Annotated in this window: 15 protein-coding genes; 5 read left to right on the top strand and 10 right to left on the bottom strand. The window is 43.6% G+C overall.

All coding sequences use genetic code 11. The features are described from left to right. The first annotated feature begins 109 nt into the window (after positions 1-109). Both JFC08_RS13885 and JFC08_RS06490 read left to right on the top strand, forming a co-directional pair. Entirely contained in the window at positions 110-247 is a 138-nt protein-coding gene (locus JFC08_RS13885; protein WP_244656479.1) for a hypothetical protein, read from the top strand. Continuing rightward, positions 248-1,438 carry a serine hydrolase domain-containing protein gene (locus JFC08_RS06490; protein ID WP_244656478.1) on the top strand — a complete coding sequence of 397 codons (1,191 nt, stop codon included), beginning with the start codon at positions 248-250 and terminating at the stop codon, positions 1,436-1,438. A gap of 130 nt (positions 1,439-1,568) precedes the next feature. Here JFC08_RS06490 and JFC08_RS06485 read toward each other — a convergent pair whose 3' ends face one another. Beyond that, a complete protein-coding gene (locus tag JFC08_RS06485) occupies positions 1,569-4,646 on the bottom strand; it encodes an insulinase family protein (protein ID WP_198330149.1) in 3,078 nt (1,025 codons plus the stop codon). A gap of 437 nt (positions 4,647-5,083) precedes the next feature. On the opposite strand from JFC08_RS06485, the gene JFC08_RS06480 reads away from it, so the two are divergent. Beyond that, on the top strand, positions 5,084-5,545 hold the full coding sequence (locus JFC08_RS06480) for a universal stress protein (protein ID WP_087813544.1): 462 nt from the start codon (positions 5,084-5,086) through the stop codon (positions 5,543-5,545). 148 nt (positions 5,546-5,693) lie between these two features. On the opposite strand, the gene JFC08_RS06475 is transcribed toward JFC08_RS06480, so the two are convergent. Beyond that, on the bottom strand, positions 5,694-6,629 hold the full coding sequence (locus JFC08_RS06475) for a LysR substrate-binding domain-containing protein (protein WP_087813545.1): 936 nt from the start codon (positions 6,627-6,629) through the stop codon (positions 5,694-5,696). A 240-nt stretch (positions 6,630-6,869) separates the two neighbouring features. Between JFC08_RS06475 and JFC08_RS06470 the strand changes: the two genes are divergently transcribed. Beyond that, complete coding sequence (locus tag JFC08_RS06470) at positions 6,870-7,952, top strand: YeiH family protein (protein ID WP_198330148.1); 1,083 nt, start codon at positions 6,870-6,872, stop codon at positions 7,950-7,952. Between the two features lie 180 nt (positions 7,953-8,132). On the opposite strand, the gene JFC08_RS06465 is transcribed toward JFC08_RS06470, so the two are convergent. From JFC08_RS06465 to JFC08_RS06435, 7 genes are all read right to left on the bottom strand, one after another. After that, positions 8,133-8,342, bottom strand: coding sequence for a cold-shock protein (locus JFC08_RS06465; RefSeq protein ID WP_045453470.1), 210 nt, complete (start codon positions 8,340-8,342; stop codon positions 8,133-8,135). Between the two features lie 244 nt (positions 8,343-8,586). Continuing rightward, on the bottom strand, positions 8,587-9,009 hold the full coding sequence (locus tag JFC08_RS06460; RefSeq protein ID WP_198330147.1) for a YbaN family protein: 423 nt from the start codon (positions 9,007-9,009) through the stop codon (positions 8,587-8,589). 467 nt (positions 9,010-9,476) lie between these two features. Further along, positions 9,477-10,772, bottom strand: coding sequence for a VWA domain-containing protein (locus tag JFC08_RS06455; protein ID WP_198330146.1), 1,296 nt, complete (start codon positions 10,770-10,772; stop codon positions 9,477-9,479). 122 nt (positions 10,773-10,894) lie between these two features. Continuing rightward, entirely contained in the window at positions 10,895-11,290 is a 396-nt protein-coding gene (locus JFC08_RS06450; protein WP_193009051.1) for a protein-export chaperone SecB, read from the bottom strand. A 4-nt stretch (positions 11,291-11,294) separates the two neighbouring features. After that, entirely contained in the window at positions 11,295-11,603 is a 309-nt protein-coding gene (locus tag JFC08_RS06445) for a hypothetical protein (RefSeq protein ID WP_193009052.1), read from the bottom strand. A 24-nt stretch (positions 11,604-11,627) separates the two neighbouring features. Then, positions 11,628-12,152: a hypothetical protein gene (locus tag JFC08_RS06440; protein WP_193009053.1), complete on the bottom strand. Its 525-nt coding sequence runs from the start codon at positions 12,150-12,152 to the stop codon at positions 11,628-11,630. Between the two features lie 408 nt (positions 12,153-12,560). Beyond that, entirely contained in the window at positions 12,561-15,494 is a 2,934-nt protein-coding gene (locus JFC08_RS06435; RefSeq protein WP_198330145.1) for a valine--tRNA ligase, read from the bottom strand. Positions 15,495-15,811: 317 nt separating this feature from the next. Here JFC08_RS06435 and JFC08_RS06430 point away from each other — a divergent pair, with 317 nt between their 5' ends. Next, on the top strand, positions 15,812-16,915 hold the full coding sequence (locus tag JFC08_RS06430) for a formate/nitrite transporter family protein (protein ID WP_198330144.1): 1,104 nt from the start codon (positions 15,812-15,814) through the stop codon (positions 16,913-16,915). Positions 16,916-17,014: 99 nt separating this feature from the next. Here JFC08_RS06430 and JFC08_RS06425 read toward each other — a convergent pair. Further along, positions 17,015-17,559, bottom strand: a 545-nt coding sequence (locus JFC08_RS06425; RefSeq protein ID WP_420825209.1) for a bile acid:sodium symporter family protein, incomplete at its 5' end; no start/stop codon positions are given.

The raw sequence follows: 17,559 nt of genomic DNA, 5'->3' as shown, positions 1-17,559 counted from the left end.
GGTTGGTAAAAACCATTGATAAGTCTTATGCTAAGTTTTGAATATAGCCACTTATCAATGGTTTTTTATTGTCTGAAGTTAATCGTTTAAGCCGACTTGCGAGAGTATTATGCTGACTTTATTGCAACGCTCTTTACCGCTACTACCGCTGACCATCGCCATGACCCTAACCAGTATAAGTATCACCAGCCATGCGGAAGATGCACGGTTAACCGCCAAACAATCCGACCCACAAACGCTTGGCTAGATGCAAGGTTTTCCGCCGCCTGCTGATAAACTGATTACTCAACCCTCCTCTAATTTTTTTAGTTTTCCCAAGCTGCGCTGGACGGTCTGTCATATCCGTGAATTGATGCCCACCACTGACGTCAGTCGCGGTATCGGTGCGCCTTCCAAGCTCAGCTATGCGTTAGATAAAAACATCGATGCCATCACCTTTATGCCTACTAACAGTAAGCGCCCGATGACTTGGAAGCAATCACTGGATGCCAATTATACTGACGGCATTATGGTCATGCATCATGGCAAGGTGGTATACGAGCGCCAAAACGGCTGCCTCAATGAGCTGGGCAATCATGCGGCGATGTCGATGACCAAATCAATGACTGGGCTGTTAGCAGAAATCCTCGTGACCGAAGGTAAGCTTGACGATAAAGCTTTGGTGGCGTCTATCATTCCAGAGCTCAAAAACAGTGGCTTTGGTGATGCAACCGTACGCCAAGTCATGGACATGACCACAGCGCTCGATTATAGCGAAGACTATGCCGATCCTAATGCCGATATCTGGAAGTATTCAGAAGCGGCAAGCCCACTACCAAAACCGAAAGACTATAAAGGACCCAATGGTTACTTTGAGTACCTGCAAACAGTTAAGAAGAACGGCGAACATGGGGAAGCGTTCAACTATCGAACCATTAATAGCGACGCGCTAGGTTGGATTATTTCGCGTACGACTGGTAAAGCGGTGAATGAATTACTCTCGGAACGCATCTGGCAAAAAATCGGCGCTGAACAAAGCGCCTATATGACGGTCGATGCTAAAGGTACGCCGTTTGCTGGCGGCGGTCTTAGTGCAGGTTTGCATGATATGGCACGCATTGGTAGCTTGATGCTCAATAAAGGCGAGATTAATGGTGAGCGCTTATTCCCAGCTGCGGTCGTTGATAATATCGAAGCGGGTGGCGATAAAGAAGCTTTTGCGAAAGCCGATTATAAGCAGCTGACTAACGGTAGCTACACAAGCATGTGGTGGTTATTTAATAACCCCACGCCCATCTATGCGGCACGCGGCGTCCACGGTCAAACTGTCTATGTGGATCCAGCAGCCGATATGGTCATCGTTCGTTTTGCGTCATATCCGGATGCTAGTAACGGTAAAATCGACCCAACTTCTTTACCTGCCTATAAAGCAGTCGCCAATTACTTAATCAAAAAGTAAGACTTTAAAAAACCAGTCTCTAAGAAATAGCGCTTTAAAAGACTCGCCCAAAATAAAAACCGCCGCTTTCAATATAAATACTGAAAGCGGCGGTTTTTTATAGCAATTAAGTCAATAGACTTTAAGTGAACTAGCTCTTAATTTTACAAACGTTAAAGCCTAACTCTTGTACTGCTGCTTCTTTATCATAAGGCGCAAGTACTGCACGTACATGCTTTTGACCTTGCAGGTATTGCTTAGCAACTCGCTGCAAGTCAGCCACGGTCACGGCCAGTATTGAGGCACGCATTTTACGCTGCCACTCTACACCGCGATGATGCAAATCTGCAAAGCAGGCTTTAACCGCCTCCCCTGCTGGAGAACCGGGCTTATCCATTCCTGAGATGATTCCTAAAATGGCTTCTTCTAATTGCTCATCGGTTTGTGGCTCATTCAATAGCCACTCGATACTGGCATCAAAATGGGCAAAAGTTTCAGCACACTGCGGGTCACGGTAGCTAAAGAACTTAAAGGCACAGGCATTGGCATCGTAGCCCGCACCGCCGCCATAAGCACCGCCGCGCTCACGAATAGCGCTATGCAGATAACCATTGCGTAGATAAGGTGCCAATACCATTAAGGCTGCCGTATCAGGATGATCAGCCGCTGGCACGGTATAAGCGCTGGCATTATGATAGACGTTGGTCGGCACTAGCCACGCCAAGTCTTCAACATCGAGCGCCACATCACTTTCTAGCGCTTCGACCGCGTCTTTCTCACCATTTAACGCCGCATCAAGTTGCAATTCGGCAAACTCGCTTGGGATATTGGCGTCGATGCTCGCATCAGAATTTTTTAACTGCGCTGCAATTTTTGGCGCTTGACTGTCTTTCCAGCTATCAACGATTAAATTGCTTAAGCGTTCAGTTTGCTCCGCTTCGCAAATAATGACTGCGTGTTTAGGCAAGCTGATCAAACGCTGATGTAAGTCCATCAAACTGGTTGCTAATTTATCCCACTGTGCATCATCGCTACTGGCATGGGTTAAGAAATCTTTTAGCGCGTTCAATGCTGGCAGACCACTGCGCACGTACTCTAATTGCGCTTGACGACTCATACCACGGCTGGCGGTTTGCATGGCATAAGAATGTCCAGAACCGGCAAGGTTTGACTGCCAGCCTGCTTGACGCTGCTGCAAAATCTCTTTGATACGATCATGCTCACTAAAGATACTGTGTTCCATGACTTCTTTGAGCAAATCAATCGCTTCAGGTTTACGATTCAGCGCGCGCGTTGCCACCACAAAGTAGCTGCTAATCGCTTGGCTATCATCGACATTGGTACGTTGGCTAATTCTAGCAGTCACCCCTGATGAATGCGCCGCTTGTTTGGCCTGCATTTCATGGGCACTTAGAGAATCTGTACCTAGCTCTGACAATAAGCTTAAATAGATAGGCAACAGCGGATGATTAATGACTTCATTAACGGGTAGCTCGTTTGTATCCTCACTACCAATCGCATCAGTCAACGGTACAATTATTTGATAATAATATAAGCCATTAGTGCCTGCTTCATATTCAAATAAGGTGCTGTCTTTGCCACTTAAATTAATCTGCTTTTGCGTGCCTTGCTTAAAGCTAATATCAGTCGGTACGTCTTCTAAACCCACTTTTGGTAATAAGCTTAAATCATCAGGCGCTGCTTGGCGCGCTGTCAAATCTAACGCTTGTTGTTTTAAGATAGCTTTATCATCAGCGGTCAAATCCATTTCGATGGTATCAAGACGAGCCTGCTCAGCTGCTGCCAAACGGGCGGTTTTTTCACTATCAGGCGTCAGAGTGACACGGACACGGTGCTGATTATCAAGCAAATGCTGCTTGATTAAATTCGGTAACCATTGCGCATCTTTTACTTGTTCACGCAGCCATTGCAAATGCTCGTCGACTTCCCATACATCGATAGGATTACCGTCATGAATAGCAGTGCTAAAGCCTTCTAGCATCAGATTCAGACCATACGGCATGCTATCGCCGCCGATATGACGCTGATCAATCTCGATTTGATGCAGAATCGTCTCAATCGTTTCATCATCAATCGGTTTGCTCGCAACCTCTTTAAGCAAATCAATAATGCCTTGCTCTACCGCTTCGGCATGTTCAGGGTTTGAACCGCGCAGACCCGTATAAAAAACCATCTCATAATGACTGTCATCCAGCCCTAGTAGCGGACTTGGAGCTTTACCGAGTGGATGGCTATCTAGATACGCACGCAGCGGCGAACCAGCATGCTCAACCAACACGCCTTCTAATAGACGCAGTGCCAAACGCTGCTTGGGATCAGTAATCGATGGTAATAACCATGCAATCACGTGATGGGTTTGGTCAGGACCAGCTTCGTCAGCGGTATAAGTGTCAACCGCGCTAATCGGTGCAGACAGGCGTTTTTCAGGACGCGATACGTGCTTTTTGCCCGCTTCAAACTGAATTAAGGCATCTTCATGGATTTTGGCTTGGGTTTCAGCGACTGGAATATTACCAAAGCTCATAATCACGCTGTTTGACGGATGATAATGGCTCTGATGAAATTCAACCAGCTCAGTATGGGTCAAGTCAGGAATATCGGCAGGATCGCCGCCCGAATTATAGTGGTACGTCGTCGTTGGGAACAGATGATGGGCGACCGTATGATACAACTGGTCAATCTCACCACTCATTGCGCCTTTCATTTCATTAAAAACGATACCTTTAAATTGCGGCTTGTCATTTTCGTCTAACTCTACACGAATGCCTTCTTGGGCAAAATCCAGCGGATGAATATTCGGAAAAAACGACGCATCCAGATAAACGGCTAGCAAATTAAAATAGTCATTTTTATTTTGCGTCGCATACGGATACGCTGTCCAATCGGCAGCGGTCATCGCATTCATAAACGTGTTTAATGAGCGTTTAATCATGGAGAAAAACGGGTCACGAACGGGGAACTTCTCAGAGCCACATAAAGCCACGTGCTCTAAAATATGCGCCTCACCTTTTGAATCCATTGGCTGAGTTCGAAAGCCCACCAAAAAGGCACTTTCGTCACTCGGATGTGCCAAATGGTAATGCATCGCGCCTGTTTTGACGTGTTGGCTTATCAATACGTCCATCGATAATGCATCGATATGGCGGTGCTCAATCAGCTCAAAGGCAGGATGCAAAGTTAGATCAGTAGTAGATAACGTGTTGGTCATAATTTTCCTTATGGATTGCTCTAATTTTATTTAGAATAATATGCGATTAATGACTAAATATAGCCAGTGGCGATAAAATAAAATCGGAGTAAACAATAGATAAATAGTGTATTTAGTACTTATCGTAGGGTGTTTTTTATATGATATTTATATAAAAATATTGTGAGTATTATTGTGATTAACCTATGAGTAATATTCAAATTTAATGGCATGTACCCGTGCATCATTTTAAATGACAGCTATGCGCCGGTATAAATTAAAAAGAATTTGCCTAACGGAATTAGATGGGGTTCGCACCTTCATAAGTCAAGATACTGTAGTAATAAAGATGACTAATATGGCAGAATGTCGGATTTTCACAAAGCGAACTCAAAGCTTACTTAACAGCAGCCATCAGTAGTGCTATAGTTAAAATCATCTGTCACAAGGAGCCGCTCATGAGTTACGAACATATTTTATTGGTCACCGACTTAATGTCCGATGCTGATGTGGTCGCCCAAAAGGCCAAACGTATCGTCGAGAATCGTCCTAACGCCAAGTTATCGGTATTGCATATCGTCAAAGATACCATGGTTGGCTTTGGCTATGAGCTGGTGCCAGCTTCCAGCTTATACGATGAGATTGACGATGAACGCTGTCAAGAAGCGCGCGCTAAATTGGCACAGTTTTTGGACCGTAACGACTTACATGCGGTGAATTCTGAAGTGACCACTGCCATCTCTAACAGTGAAGGTATCGTCAACTATTGTCACAAGCATGACGTTGATTTGCTGGTCATCGGTCGTCATGAACGCCATGGTATCGCTGCTTGGCTCAGTGGCGCGACGGCAGATAATATCTTGCCTAACGTCCCATGCGACAGCTTAGTCGTGAGATTGGATAAGCCTGTGAATAAGTAGTTTAAGAAAAGACTTAACGTTGTTTTCAAGTTAGTTAAAACTATTAAAAAAGCTCATTAAAAAAAGCGCATTGTCTGACATTGCGCTTTTTTATTACTAATTAAAATAGTAGAGATTCTCGCTAATACCTCTATATTTACTACTAAAATTAATCTTCTGTCAAAATATCAATAAAGCTTTGCCAAATCGGGCTTTGATGGCGGGCTTTATGCCACACTAGCCACCAAGTTCGTGACAAATCGATGTCCGCGACTTTCACCTGTACCAGCGCTCCTGCTGTCAGCTCTGCCTGAATGACATGCTGTGATAAACAGCCAAGACCAATATCTGCATTCACCATATGCTTAATAGCTTCCGACTGCTGAATCGCCATCACAATTTCCGCATCAGGCAAATGCTTTAGCAGCTGCTCGTCAATAATTTGCCGTGTACCTGACCCTGCCTCTCGTACCAATAGCGGCAGCTTTGCCAGTTGTGCAATGCTAAGCTCGTAGCAATTATCCGCATCGTTATACGCTGCCATGTCTGTCAACCATTTGCTATCACGCTTGGTGAAGATCATCAAGGTATCTGTCCGCCACGCACGCTGCTCAATGACTTTCATATCTGTGGGGCGTGGCATACCCTCTACCAGCGCAATATCAATATTCAATTGTTCAACTTCGCTGACCACTTCTTGAGTATTGGCGATATACATATCGATATGGGCATCGGGTAGCGTCGCATATAGCTTGGCAAGCAGCGGCGGCAGCACATAATTTCCAATCGTGGTACTGGCACCGATATGAATCTGCCCTGCTTGATGCTTATGATAATGCTCTAGAGTTAAGGCCTGCCCCAAGATAGCTTGCGCCTGTATATAAATAGGATGGGCGTTGGGGTGCTGATTGAGCCTACGTCCGACGCGCTCAAACAGTGGCATTTGCAGCCTTGCTTCTAATTCTGTCAGCGCACTACTGACCGCCGACTGCGATAAATGCAGCGCTTCACTGGCACGGCTGGTACTACCCGTTTGATAAATACTGACAAACACTGATAATTGCTTGAGAGTAATCTTTGGTAATACCTGCATGGCTTTCTTCATAATTTCTCTGACACCCTATCTTATTGATACAACCTAAAAACCACCTATTATTTTTAAAATCCTCCATGATCTAAAAAACCATCTTTTTAGCCCAAAGACTTTTATTAACCTAAAAAATCGATAGCTTTTATCTAATTAATCTGTTTTTATTATAGATTGGTCTGCCTTATAATGTCTATTCATAAGCTTATGCTTATTTCGATTATAGATAATACATAATACATAATAGGACAGTCAGTCATGTACGCCTTGACCCAATCAGTAAATAACTATTTCCCGCGCAGCCGCCATTTAGCAGGGCTCATCGTCGTGCTGATTGGCAGCTTATTTTGTTTGTGGCTCAATACTAGTGTAAACACATGGACAAATGGACGTATCGTTGGTTTGTCTTCTCTCACTTTAGCCATTCTCATTGGTATGGTATTGGGCAATACGGTCTATCCTAACCTTGCTGAGCGCTTAAGTGTCGGCGTGGCATTTGCCAAAGGTCAAATATTGCGCCTCGCCATCATGTTTTATGGCTTTAAGCTGACCCTAACACAAGTATCAAGTGTCGGACTGTCTGCGGTGATGAGCGACGCTTTGGTATTGACATCGACCTTTTTACTCACCTATTGGATAGGTACCCGATGGTTAAAAGTCGATAAACAAACGACGCTATTGATTGGGTCAGGCGCAAGCATTTGCGGTGCCGCCGCGGTGATTGCCGCCGAGCCTGTGGTCAAAGCAGAAGCGCACAAAGTCACTATTGCCGTGGCGACAGTGGTGGTCTTTGGTACGGTTGCGATGTTGCTCTATCCGTTTTTATACCATCTTGGTTGGTTGCAACCTTGGTTGAATGCTCAGCAGTACGGGATTTATACGGGTTCCACCATTCATGAAGTGGCGCAAGTCGTCGTCGCTGGTAACGCAGTCAGTCCCGAAGTGGGTGACACAGCGGTTGTCACCAAGATGATACGCGTCATGATGCTTGCCCCTTTTTTACTTATTTTATCGTTTGCCTTAACCAAAGGTAACAGCGACAATGGCAAAAAACCATCGTTTATGAATCGCGTTCAACAAGTCAAAGTCCCTTGGTTTGCCTTCATATTCATTGCCATCGTCTTACTGCACACTTGGGTGCCGATGACCGCAAGCTTTGAGCGTAGTATGGTGATGCTAGACGATGTGCTGCTCACCATGGCGATGTTTGCACTTGGTCTAACCACGCATTTGGGCGCTATTAAACAAGCTGGCGTTAAACCCCTTATTTTGGGGGCGATTATGTTTGCTTGGCTGATCGTTGGCGGTGGATTGATTAATATTGGTATCAGTTTTTTATAAGACGCTCATTCCTATGATAGCTTGTCCACTATAAGTTTATGCAGAATCCACAAAGCCTACGACTATTAACATAGTAAGTAGGCTTTTTTATAAGTAATCTACACCAAATTTTAGACGAAAAAAAACGAACCCGAAGGTTCGCTTTTTTTTCATCTTGCTCTAAGTGTCTATAAGGACAAATTAGATAGCAACGATGTTATGGGCTTGTGGGCCTTTTTGACCTTGAGTTACAGTGAACTCAACTTCTTGGCCTTCAGCTAAAGTTTTGAAGCCTGAACCAGTGATTTCGCTGTAATGAGCAAAAACGTCTGCGCCAGTTTCTGGAGCGATAAAACCAAAGCCTTTAGCTTCGTTGAACCACTTAACTGTACCTTTTTGAACGTCTGACATAATATAATCCTACTTTTAAATTTATTAATGGCCTAGTGACCGATAACGCTTGCAAATAGCTACTGAACGATAAATATTAAAACGAAGGATTATAACTAATACTACGAGGTAATGATTTGGTGCAGAACTGCTCTTAAGCTTGGACGTATTATAGGGGGAACATCCTGATTTCGCAAGTCTTATCTTAGCTTTCATGTAACTAAAGCCTATTTTTTACGATTTTTGACCTGAAAATCAACGTATTTTAAGCATTTGGCAAACGGAACAAATAGACCGCTACCCCAGTACAGACCACGGCTACCAGCCATGCCATCCATATCATATCGGTGGGAATATTAAAAAACAACATCGTTGTTGAAATAGTCATCATTATTGTCGCTAACCACTTAGCATAGAGTGGCACCGCATGATTATTTTCCCAATCGCGGACAAATTTCCCAAAGTATTTATGATTAATCAACCAGAAATGAAAGCGCCGCGAACTACGTGCCCAGCAACCTGCCGCTAGTAATATAAAAGGCGCGGTAGGCATGACCGGCAGTAACACGCCGATAATCCCTAATACAAAAAATAGCCAGCCCAGTATGACAAACGTCCAACGCACCGTTGGGCTGTTATGCTGATTGGTTTTGGGTCGATAATAAAAGGCTTTTTTGTGTTGGCTCATAAAAATACTGTCATTGAATGATATGGAAGGGCTAGGGCGTGTCCTCATTTTAAAAATGGTGATAAAAATGAGATAAATTGCAGTCAAACAAGGAAAATAGCGCAGATAATATCGAGATATTAGTCAGCTATTTAACGCCGTTTGGCAAGATTTAGCCATTTTTAACCCATTTAGATGACTATCAATTGAATTGAGGATACGCCCTAATATTCGATAAAGGTTAGACAGCTAGATTCTTAAACCGGATAATCATTTATAGAACTGCCTACCTATATAGGTAGCTAAGCATGCAATATCACTCAAAACGGTACAAGGCTATTTTTACGAGGTTTTTGCTATCAATAGGTATGTTTGGTTAGTGGTTGGGTAAGTGAGCTCACAACCTTTGACTGAATTTTTAGCAATAAAAAACCGCTCATAGTTAGACTATGAACGGTTTTATCGTTGAAGATAATATCCTAATTTAGTTATTTCGCTATCAATCCTATCTCGCGTGCTTCTTTTAACCAGTTTGGGAATTCCTCTAACATGCTCTCGTAAAGAGATTCTTCGCTGATATCATCCAAATCATCGAGTTCAAAAAAGTCACAATTATCAATCACGCGCCCTGTCATATCGTCTAGTTTTTTTAAGATGCCATAACCACGACCACCTAAGCCTACGAACTGCCAAAATATCGGTAATTTCGCAGCTTCCGTCATGACTTTAGTGATACCGCGATTATCATTCACCCCGCCATCACTGATAAATAGTACGTAGATAGGCACATCCAAGCCGTCTTTTTGATAAAACTCCGTCACGGCTTTCATGACCTCTGCTTCATTGTTGATGCGTGGGCCAAGTGCCCATTTACGCCAGCCGCCATGAGCGTTGTTAATGAAACCGTCATAGTTGCTCAGTCCAATCTCGCCCAAATACTGCGGATCTCGGGCAAACGCCCAGCAGTCTAGCGCTTGGTCGTCATCGAAGTTCACTGCCAATGGCAATATGCGATTGACCACCTCTTGCACGCGGCCTTTTTTGTACTGTTTATTCATTGAGCCTGAGGCGTCTAGCACCAACGCCACTTTTGCCGTTAATTGTTGTAATTGGCGTTTCTCAAGCGATATCGTGGCTTTTTTGGCCAGATTGACCAGTTTTGGTGCTTTTTCTAGCATGATTTTTTCTAGCGACGGTTTTGCTTGAACTGGCGTTGCGGTCGGCTCGAGTACTTGCGAGCTACTCTCTTCTACATCGCCACCGAAATGCTGCACGATGGCGGCAAGTCCACCATTAAAGCCTTGCGCGACGTTAGATACTCGCCACACGCCACTCTTACGATAAAGCTGCATCAACATACTGGCTTGCTGCTGGGCAAAGTCTGCTGCTTGACATTCTGCCTGCGCCTTTTGCGACTGCTGCCAAATGCCAATCTCTAACGATTGAATTTGATTGAGCGGCGTGTCGGCTGATAATACAAAAAACAAGCTGTCTATATTAGTAGCCAGTTTGGATAAATTCACTTCAAACTCGGCTTGGATGCTGCTAGAGGACGTTGGCTGTGACTCGTAATGGGTGAGCTTGATTTGCCCGCACGGTGAGGTTGGCTGATTATAAAACACCATGTAATCATCATTGATCAGTCTGCCCGCTGCATCTAAGGCAAAGCAGCTGATATCCATCTCTACTGGGCTTTGGCGGGTGAACTTGAGCGTGATGGGTGCGGTATCGTCAATGGCAATGTTGCTTAAGGGCGCGCGTTGTCCGACGGTGAGATTGTTCATGGTATTCCTTACGTTAGCGTATTATTCCTTTGAAGATAATAGACTAATTACTGACGTTAAAAAACCGCTACAGTATTTGCTGTGGCGGTTTTTAGTTTGAAACAGAATAGAATTATTTACTACTATTTTCCATACCGTATAGTAGGCACCTCTACCAAAGGCAAATGGAAATTCAAATCAGAACGTACACATAAAGATGCAACATTCTCTCTGACATAAGGCATAAGTATTAAAGGAGCATTATTACGAGACCAATGATCTAACTTATCTCTTGGAAAACTACCTTCTAAAGCGAATATTCCAAAAATATCAATCTGTATATTGAATCCATCTTCTTGAGTAACATTACAAATAAAGTTGACTATAATAATATCATCGTCAGGTGCTGGTAATTTAGAACCGACTTTAAATTGAACATCAATTTCTATTTCTTCTTTGGTGGCTATATCTCTATTTAGAACTTCTAAGTAGAGTTTATTTACCTGTATTGATTTAAGTTGTATCGGATGATGTTTCATATTCTCACGCAGCTAAAAGATATTTTTTACTGTTACAAGTAGTATTAGTTACAGAATTATCAATAGTCTTCAGTATTACTTTTAGGCTATCAGTTGTTCTATATCTTTTCGCACAAATATGGCTTACCAATATAGTCTCCTCAATCACAGAAAATTCATCTGATTCCGAAGATGATATGTTAAATTTCCATAATTGGTTTAAAGTGCTTACAAAAGCTTTTTTTTCTACTCTTGAAAGCTTTTCCTTCATATCTTCTTTTGCAGTAGATTGAATTCTTTCAACTGTTTTTTCTAATGCTTGCTGAAGGTTCATATATATTCCCCTTAAATTTTAATATTAGAAACTATCTAATATATTGATATCTACGTCGTCTTTGATAATGATAGCTGGAAAAGAATTAGCAAACGCTACATTTCTTCCCAAATTTGGCACAGATAAATTAATTTTTACTAAATTAAACTTACAAGAAAGGTTACTTTCCAATTCTTCAATAAATACATCTAATTTTGCTCCATAGCTGCTCTCATCGTAACTACCTATAGGAAAAGCTTTATTAAAGCTCTCCTGAACTTGACCTTCAAAATTCAATATACTATCGACATTAGTTAATATTTCTACCTCAATGTTAACTAATGTACAATCCTTTTCTTGATCATAAGAACCCTGTTTTTTAGCAAAGTTTGTCCATGCATTGGCACAATATACTGCAGTACTTCTATCATGGAGATAATGCCAGAAGTATACTCCTCGTCCTGCTTTACCCACTTTTCCATCAGGGTCTACTTTAAATCCGTTAACGAGGATAGATTCTGCATGATACTTAGTCGTACCGTGGATGCCTTTTAGTGTAGATATATTCACAGTTGAAACGACCAGTAACATTTAAGGTTTAGAGTGTGTAATAACATTCAGCTACGCTAATCACAGTATCTTTAAGAGCATACTTTAATGAGATTGTATCCTTTGAACATATTTATCATAATAGTATTATCAATAGAGTTACATCGATATTTCCTAATATACATCTTGAATAATATGATATTTTATTCTTACGCATGGATTATACATTTTTTAAATAGTGACTTCATTACAAATAATGTTAACAGAAGTCTATTTTTTCGTTACATTCTATCGATTAAGCTTGTAAAAAACCTTTCTCACAGTTATCTGTTATGACTTGCAGTCCAATAATCTTTTTAAAGTAAACAATAAAAAACGCCATCACTAATGTGACAGCGCTTTTTATTACTCTAGATATTTACGCTTTGTTTACAACGCCTTCAGCTGCTCCATCTGCGCTGTCATTGCCGTCAACTGCCCTTCTAGCTCAGCCAGTTTCGCTTTCTCAGCATCGACCACTTCCGCAGGGGCTTTACTGACGAAGCCTTCATTACCAAGCTTACGCGCGATACCTTCGGCTTGACCTTTCAACTTATCATACGACTTGCCCAGACGTGCCAGCTCAGCCGTTGGATCGATCAACCCTTTCATCGGTACGAGTACGCGTAGCTGACCGACCATACTTGATGATGACAATGGCACCTCATCACCTTCTTTGACGATTTCCAAGCTCTCGACTTTGGCAAGCGCTTTGAACTGGTTTTTGATACGGGAGAGACGCGCCTCTTCATCGCTAGAGACGTTTTGTAGTAGCACTGGCAGACGTACAGCATTGCCCAGTTTCATCTCACCACGGATGTTACGGACGCTCGCGATTAGCTCCTGTAGCCACGCCATATCCGCCTCAACCTGCTCACTGATTTGTGCGTCATCCGTTTTTGGATAGTCAGCGACCACGATGCTGTCAGTGTTTTTGCGACCTAATAGTGGTGCGACCGTCTGCCAGATTTGCTCGGTCAGATACGGCATGATTGGATGGCTAAAGCGTAGCGCCGTCTCTAGCACATGCAGCAGTACATAGCGGATTTGCGCTTTACGCTCGTCAGATACCGAGTCATCATTTAGACTGGCTTTGGCAAGCTCAACATACCAATCACAGTACTCATTCCAGATAAACTCATAGATATCTTGGCTGACCATATCGAGACGATACTGAGCGAAATGCTGATGGATGTCGGCAACGGTAGAGTTCAGACGACTCATGATCCATTTTTCTGGCAATTCCCATACCTCAGGGTTTGCCGCTTGGTCGATAGGCTTGGCATTGCCTTCGCTATCGACACAGTTCATGAGTACAAAACGGCTGGCGTTCCAGATTTTATTACAGAAGTTACGATAGCCCTCGACCCGCTTTAGATCAAAGTTGATGTCACGACCGGTACTGGCTAAAGATGTGAAGGTAAAGCGCAGTGCGTCTGTACCAAAGGCTGGGATGCCTTCTGGGAACTCTTTACGCGTTTGCTTTTCGATTTTGGCCGCGTCTTTTGGATTCATCATATTGCTGGTACGTTTTTCGACCAATGCTTCTAGATCAATACCGTCGATTAGGTCGATCGGATCTAAGACGTTACCTTTCGATTTTGACATTTTTTGACCATTGCCATCACGTACCAGACCATGCACATAGACGGTCTTAAACGGTACTTGCGGCGTGCCATCTTCGTTTTTCACGAAGTGCATGGTCATCATGATCATGCGGGCAACCCAAAAGAAGATAATGTCAAAACCTGTCACCAACACGCTGGTTGGGTGGAAGGTATCCATCACGCGTGGGTCAGCGTTGACGTCTGCCCAGTCAAGCGTACTAAACGTCCATAGACCTGAGCTGAACCATGTATCGAGCACGTCATCATCTTGGCGTAAGATTACGTCATCGCCGAGACTGTATTTACTACGCACTTCGGCTTCATCACGGGCGACATAAACTTCACCAGTTGCATCGTCATACCATGCAGGGATACGATGTCCCCACCACAACTGACGGCTGATACACCAGTCTTGCAGATCGGTCATCCACGACATATACATGTTTTTGTACTGCGCAGGGACGAACTCAATGCTGCCGTCTTCTACCGCGTCAATCGCAGGCTTGGCAAGCTCTTTAACAGCGACATACCACTGATCGGTCAACCACGGCTCAACGATCGTGCCGCCACGCTCAGCACGCGGAGCTTTTAGTGCATAGTCCTCTACTTCTTCTAGCCAGCCTTGATCACCTGCTTGCTCAACGAGGAACTTACGAGCGGCAAAACGCTCAAGTCCTGCATACTCGCTTGGCGTGGTTTCTAGCTCTGGCTCACGTGTCTGCAGGTCAGGATACACTTCCATCGATGCTAAGATATTGGCGCGCTCATCAAGGATATTAATCAATGGCAAGCTGTGACGACGACCCAACTCATAATCGTTGAAATCGTGCGCTGGGGTGATTTTTACGCAGCCCGTACCGAAGTCTTTTTCGACATAATCATCAGCGACGATAGGCACGACACGACCCGTAATTGGCAAGGTAATAGTTTTGCCGACTAAATGTGCATAACGCTCATCGCTAGGATTGACCGCGACAGCCGTATCACCAAGCAATGTCTCAGGACGCGTGGTGGCTACCACAAGATAGTTTTTATCATCTTGGGTGGTTAGGTCTTTATCCGTGAAATGATAGCGGAAATGCCACAAACTGCCTTTTTCATCGTGGTTTTCTACTTCTAAATCAGACAATGCAGTTTGGAACTTTGGATCCCAGTTGACCAAACGCTTACCACGATATATCAAACCATCATCGAATAGGCGTACGAACACTTCTTTTACCGCGTTAGACAGACCATCATCCATGGTAAAACGCTCACGTGACCAATCAACCGAGCTGCCTAAACGACGAATTTGGCTAGTGATATTGCCGCCCGACTCTTCTTTCCATTCCCACACTTTATCGACGAAGTCTTCACGCGTCATGTCACGGCGTTTGAGTCCTTGCGCCTCCAAACGACGCTCAACGACCATTTGAGTCGCGATACCGGCATGATCCGTACCCGGTTGCCACAGCGTATTGTCACCATCCATACGGTGATAGCGCGTGAGCGCATCCATGATCGCATTGTTAAAACCATGACCCATATGCAGCGAGCCAGTGACGTTCGGCGGTGGCAAGGCGATAGAGAACGACTCTTCTTTATCAAAGGTCGGCTTAAAATAGCCGCTTTCTTCCCAGCCTTGATACATACCTGCTTCGACTTCTGCAGGATTGTACGCATTCTCTAACTGGCTTAAGGCCGCTTGAATAGATGTGGTGAGGTTGTGGTTACTCATAATGGCATTATCTTTTATTGATTGAATGTGATTAAAGCGAATATAAAAATTAGGAAAATCATGAATAGAGTGATTTTAACGCAGATAGGCAGATTTTGTTAGATGCTAAGGCAATTTATCAGACTTGCAGAGTGGCATTGCCCCATTAATAAGCGCAAAAGCCCATAAAGGCCCTCAATCGAATGAGAATCCCACAAAATAAGTGCTAGTGATGTTATAAAATATGGGTCATGCTATGAGATATATTTTATAACATCACTAGCATATAAATGGCGTCTTTATCCTAAAATCATGATCTTATAAACAGCGAGCCGACCGTGTCCAAAGATACCGAGCACACCTATAACCATAGCAGCCACTCTCAAGCTAATGAATCTAACGCTAATGAAATAGACGATAAGCGCTTGATTGATGATAGCGCTTATCAACCATCTGTTGCTGAGGGTAAAGACGTTAGCAAGACTGCGATGCCAGATGATACCGAGGCGACAGAAAGTTTAGAAGACGAAGATTTCTCTGAAGATATGAGCGAAGCAGATAAAGAAACCATCAAAAAAGTCGCCAATGATGACAATTTAAGTCAAGCAAAGAGCTATGCCAGTATCTTGGTTGAGCAAGTGATGGATGCCAAAGAAACCTTTGAGCGCTCGCTTGGCTCGCTATTTACCAGTGCTTTTACCGCTGGGCTTGAGATTGGCATTAGCTTCTTTATGATTTTATCGGCTTTTGCACTGTTGAGTAGTGTACTACCAAGCCAATACGCGATCGTGCTCGCCTCCCTACTTTACCCAATTGGCTTTATCATCGTCGTCATTGGTCAGTCGCTATTATTCACCGAACAAACCTCACTATTAAGCCTACCTGTGCTTAACAAAATTGAACCGCTGCATAAATTACTACGCCTTTGGGGTATTGTCATCGCTGGCAACATCGTTGGCGGCTGTTTGTTTGCCGCATTGATGATAGGGTTGGGTTTAAATATGCAGCTGTTTAGCGTGAGCGACATCGACACTTATGCCGAACACATTTTAGGGTTTAGGTGGTGGGTCATATTTGGTAGTGCCATCTTGGCAGGCTGGATGATGGGAGTCACCGCTTGGCTTGTGACCTCAGCACGCGACACCCTTAGCCGCATCGTTTTGGTAACGCTTATTACTGGCAGTATTGGTTTTTTAGGATTGCACCACAGTATCGTGGGCAACATTGAGATTTTTTCTGCCTTGCTATATGGCAATACCGTCAGCTTGGGGCGTTATTTACTGTTTTTAGTAGTGATATTGGTGGGCAATACCGTCGGCGGCGTGGTGTTTGTGGCGGTACTCAAAAACCGTACCTTCTTATTTCAAATCGAAAAAGTAAAAGAACAAACGGCTAGTGAACAAGCGGAAGCTAGAAGCAGTATAAATACCCGCCGACCTTGACTTGATTGGTATTGGTTAATGCTAAATGCTATAAATAGATAATTCACCTATTACCCATAACAAGGTTCAATATTTAAACCTGTTATGGGTTTTCAGCATCTACAGCATACGCGCTGCCAACACGCTATTTTCTATTTCAGATTTTCTTAGCTTATCGTGTTGAGCGCTAAATATGCGCACCAAAATTCCCGCGCTTAAGAACATCACCAAGGTATAAATGGCTGGCATCATCGACATGTCGTAGTTAGATAATAACGTCAATGCCATAAATATCGACAAGGTGCTATTCTGCAAACCGACTTCTAGCGTCACCGAGGTTCTTTGCGCCCAGTTGAGACCGAACCATTTACTACTATAATAACCGAGCGCCATGGTTGAGAGATTTAATAATACCGATACGGGACCCGTAGCGATAAAGGCGTCGACAATGATATTGCGTTGGACATAGCCCAAAAATAGCACTAAAAACGTTAAAAACATCACCCCAAATCGAGACACATAGACTTGTGAACGATCGGCAGCGGTTGGTGCATAACGTTTAATCAGCATACCGACACTAATAGGCACTATCGTCAGCACCACCAAAGTCTGAGCTATGCTGAAGAAACCGTAGAGGTAAACTTGGTAAACTAAGCGTATTAATC

This window comes from Psychrobacter cibarius, from assembly GCF_016107535.1.
In the GTDB taxonomy this organism is placed as follows: domain Bacteria; phylum Pseudomonadota; class Gammaproteobacteria; order Pseudomonadales; family Moraxellaceae; genus Psychrobacter; species Psychrobacter cibarius.
Note: the sequence above shows the minus strand (reverse complement) of the source record. Positions and strands in the feature narration are given on the sequence as shown.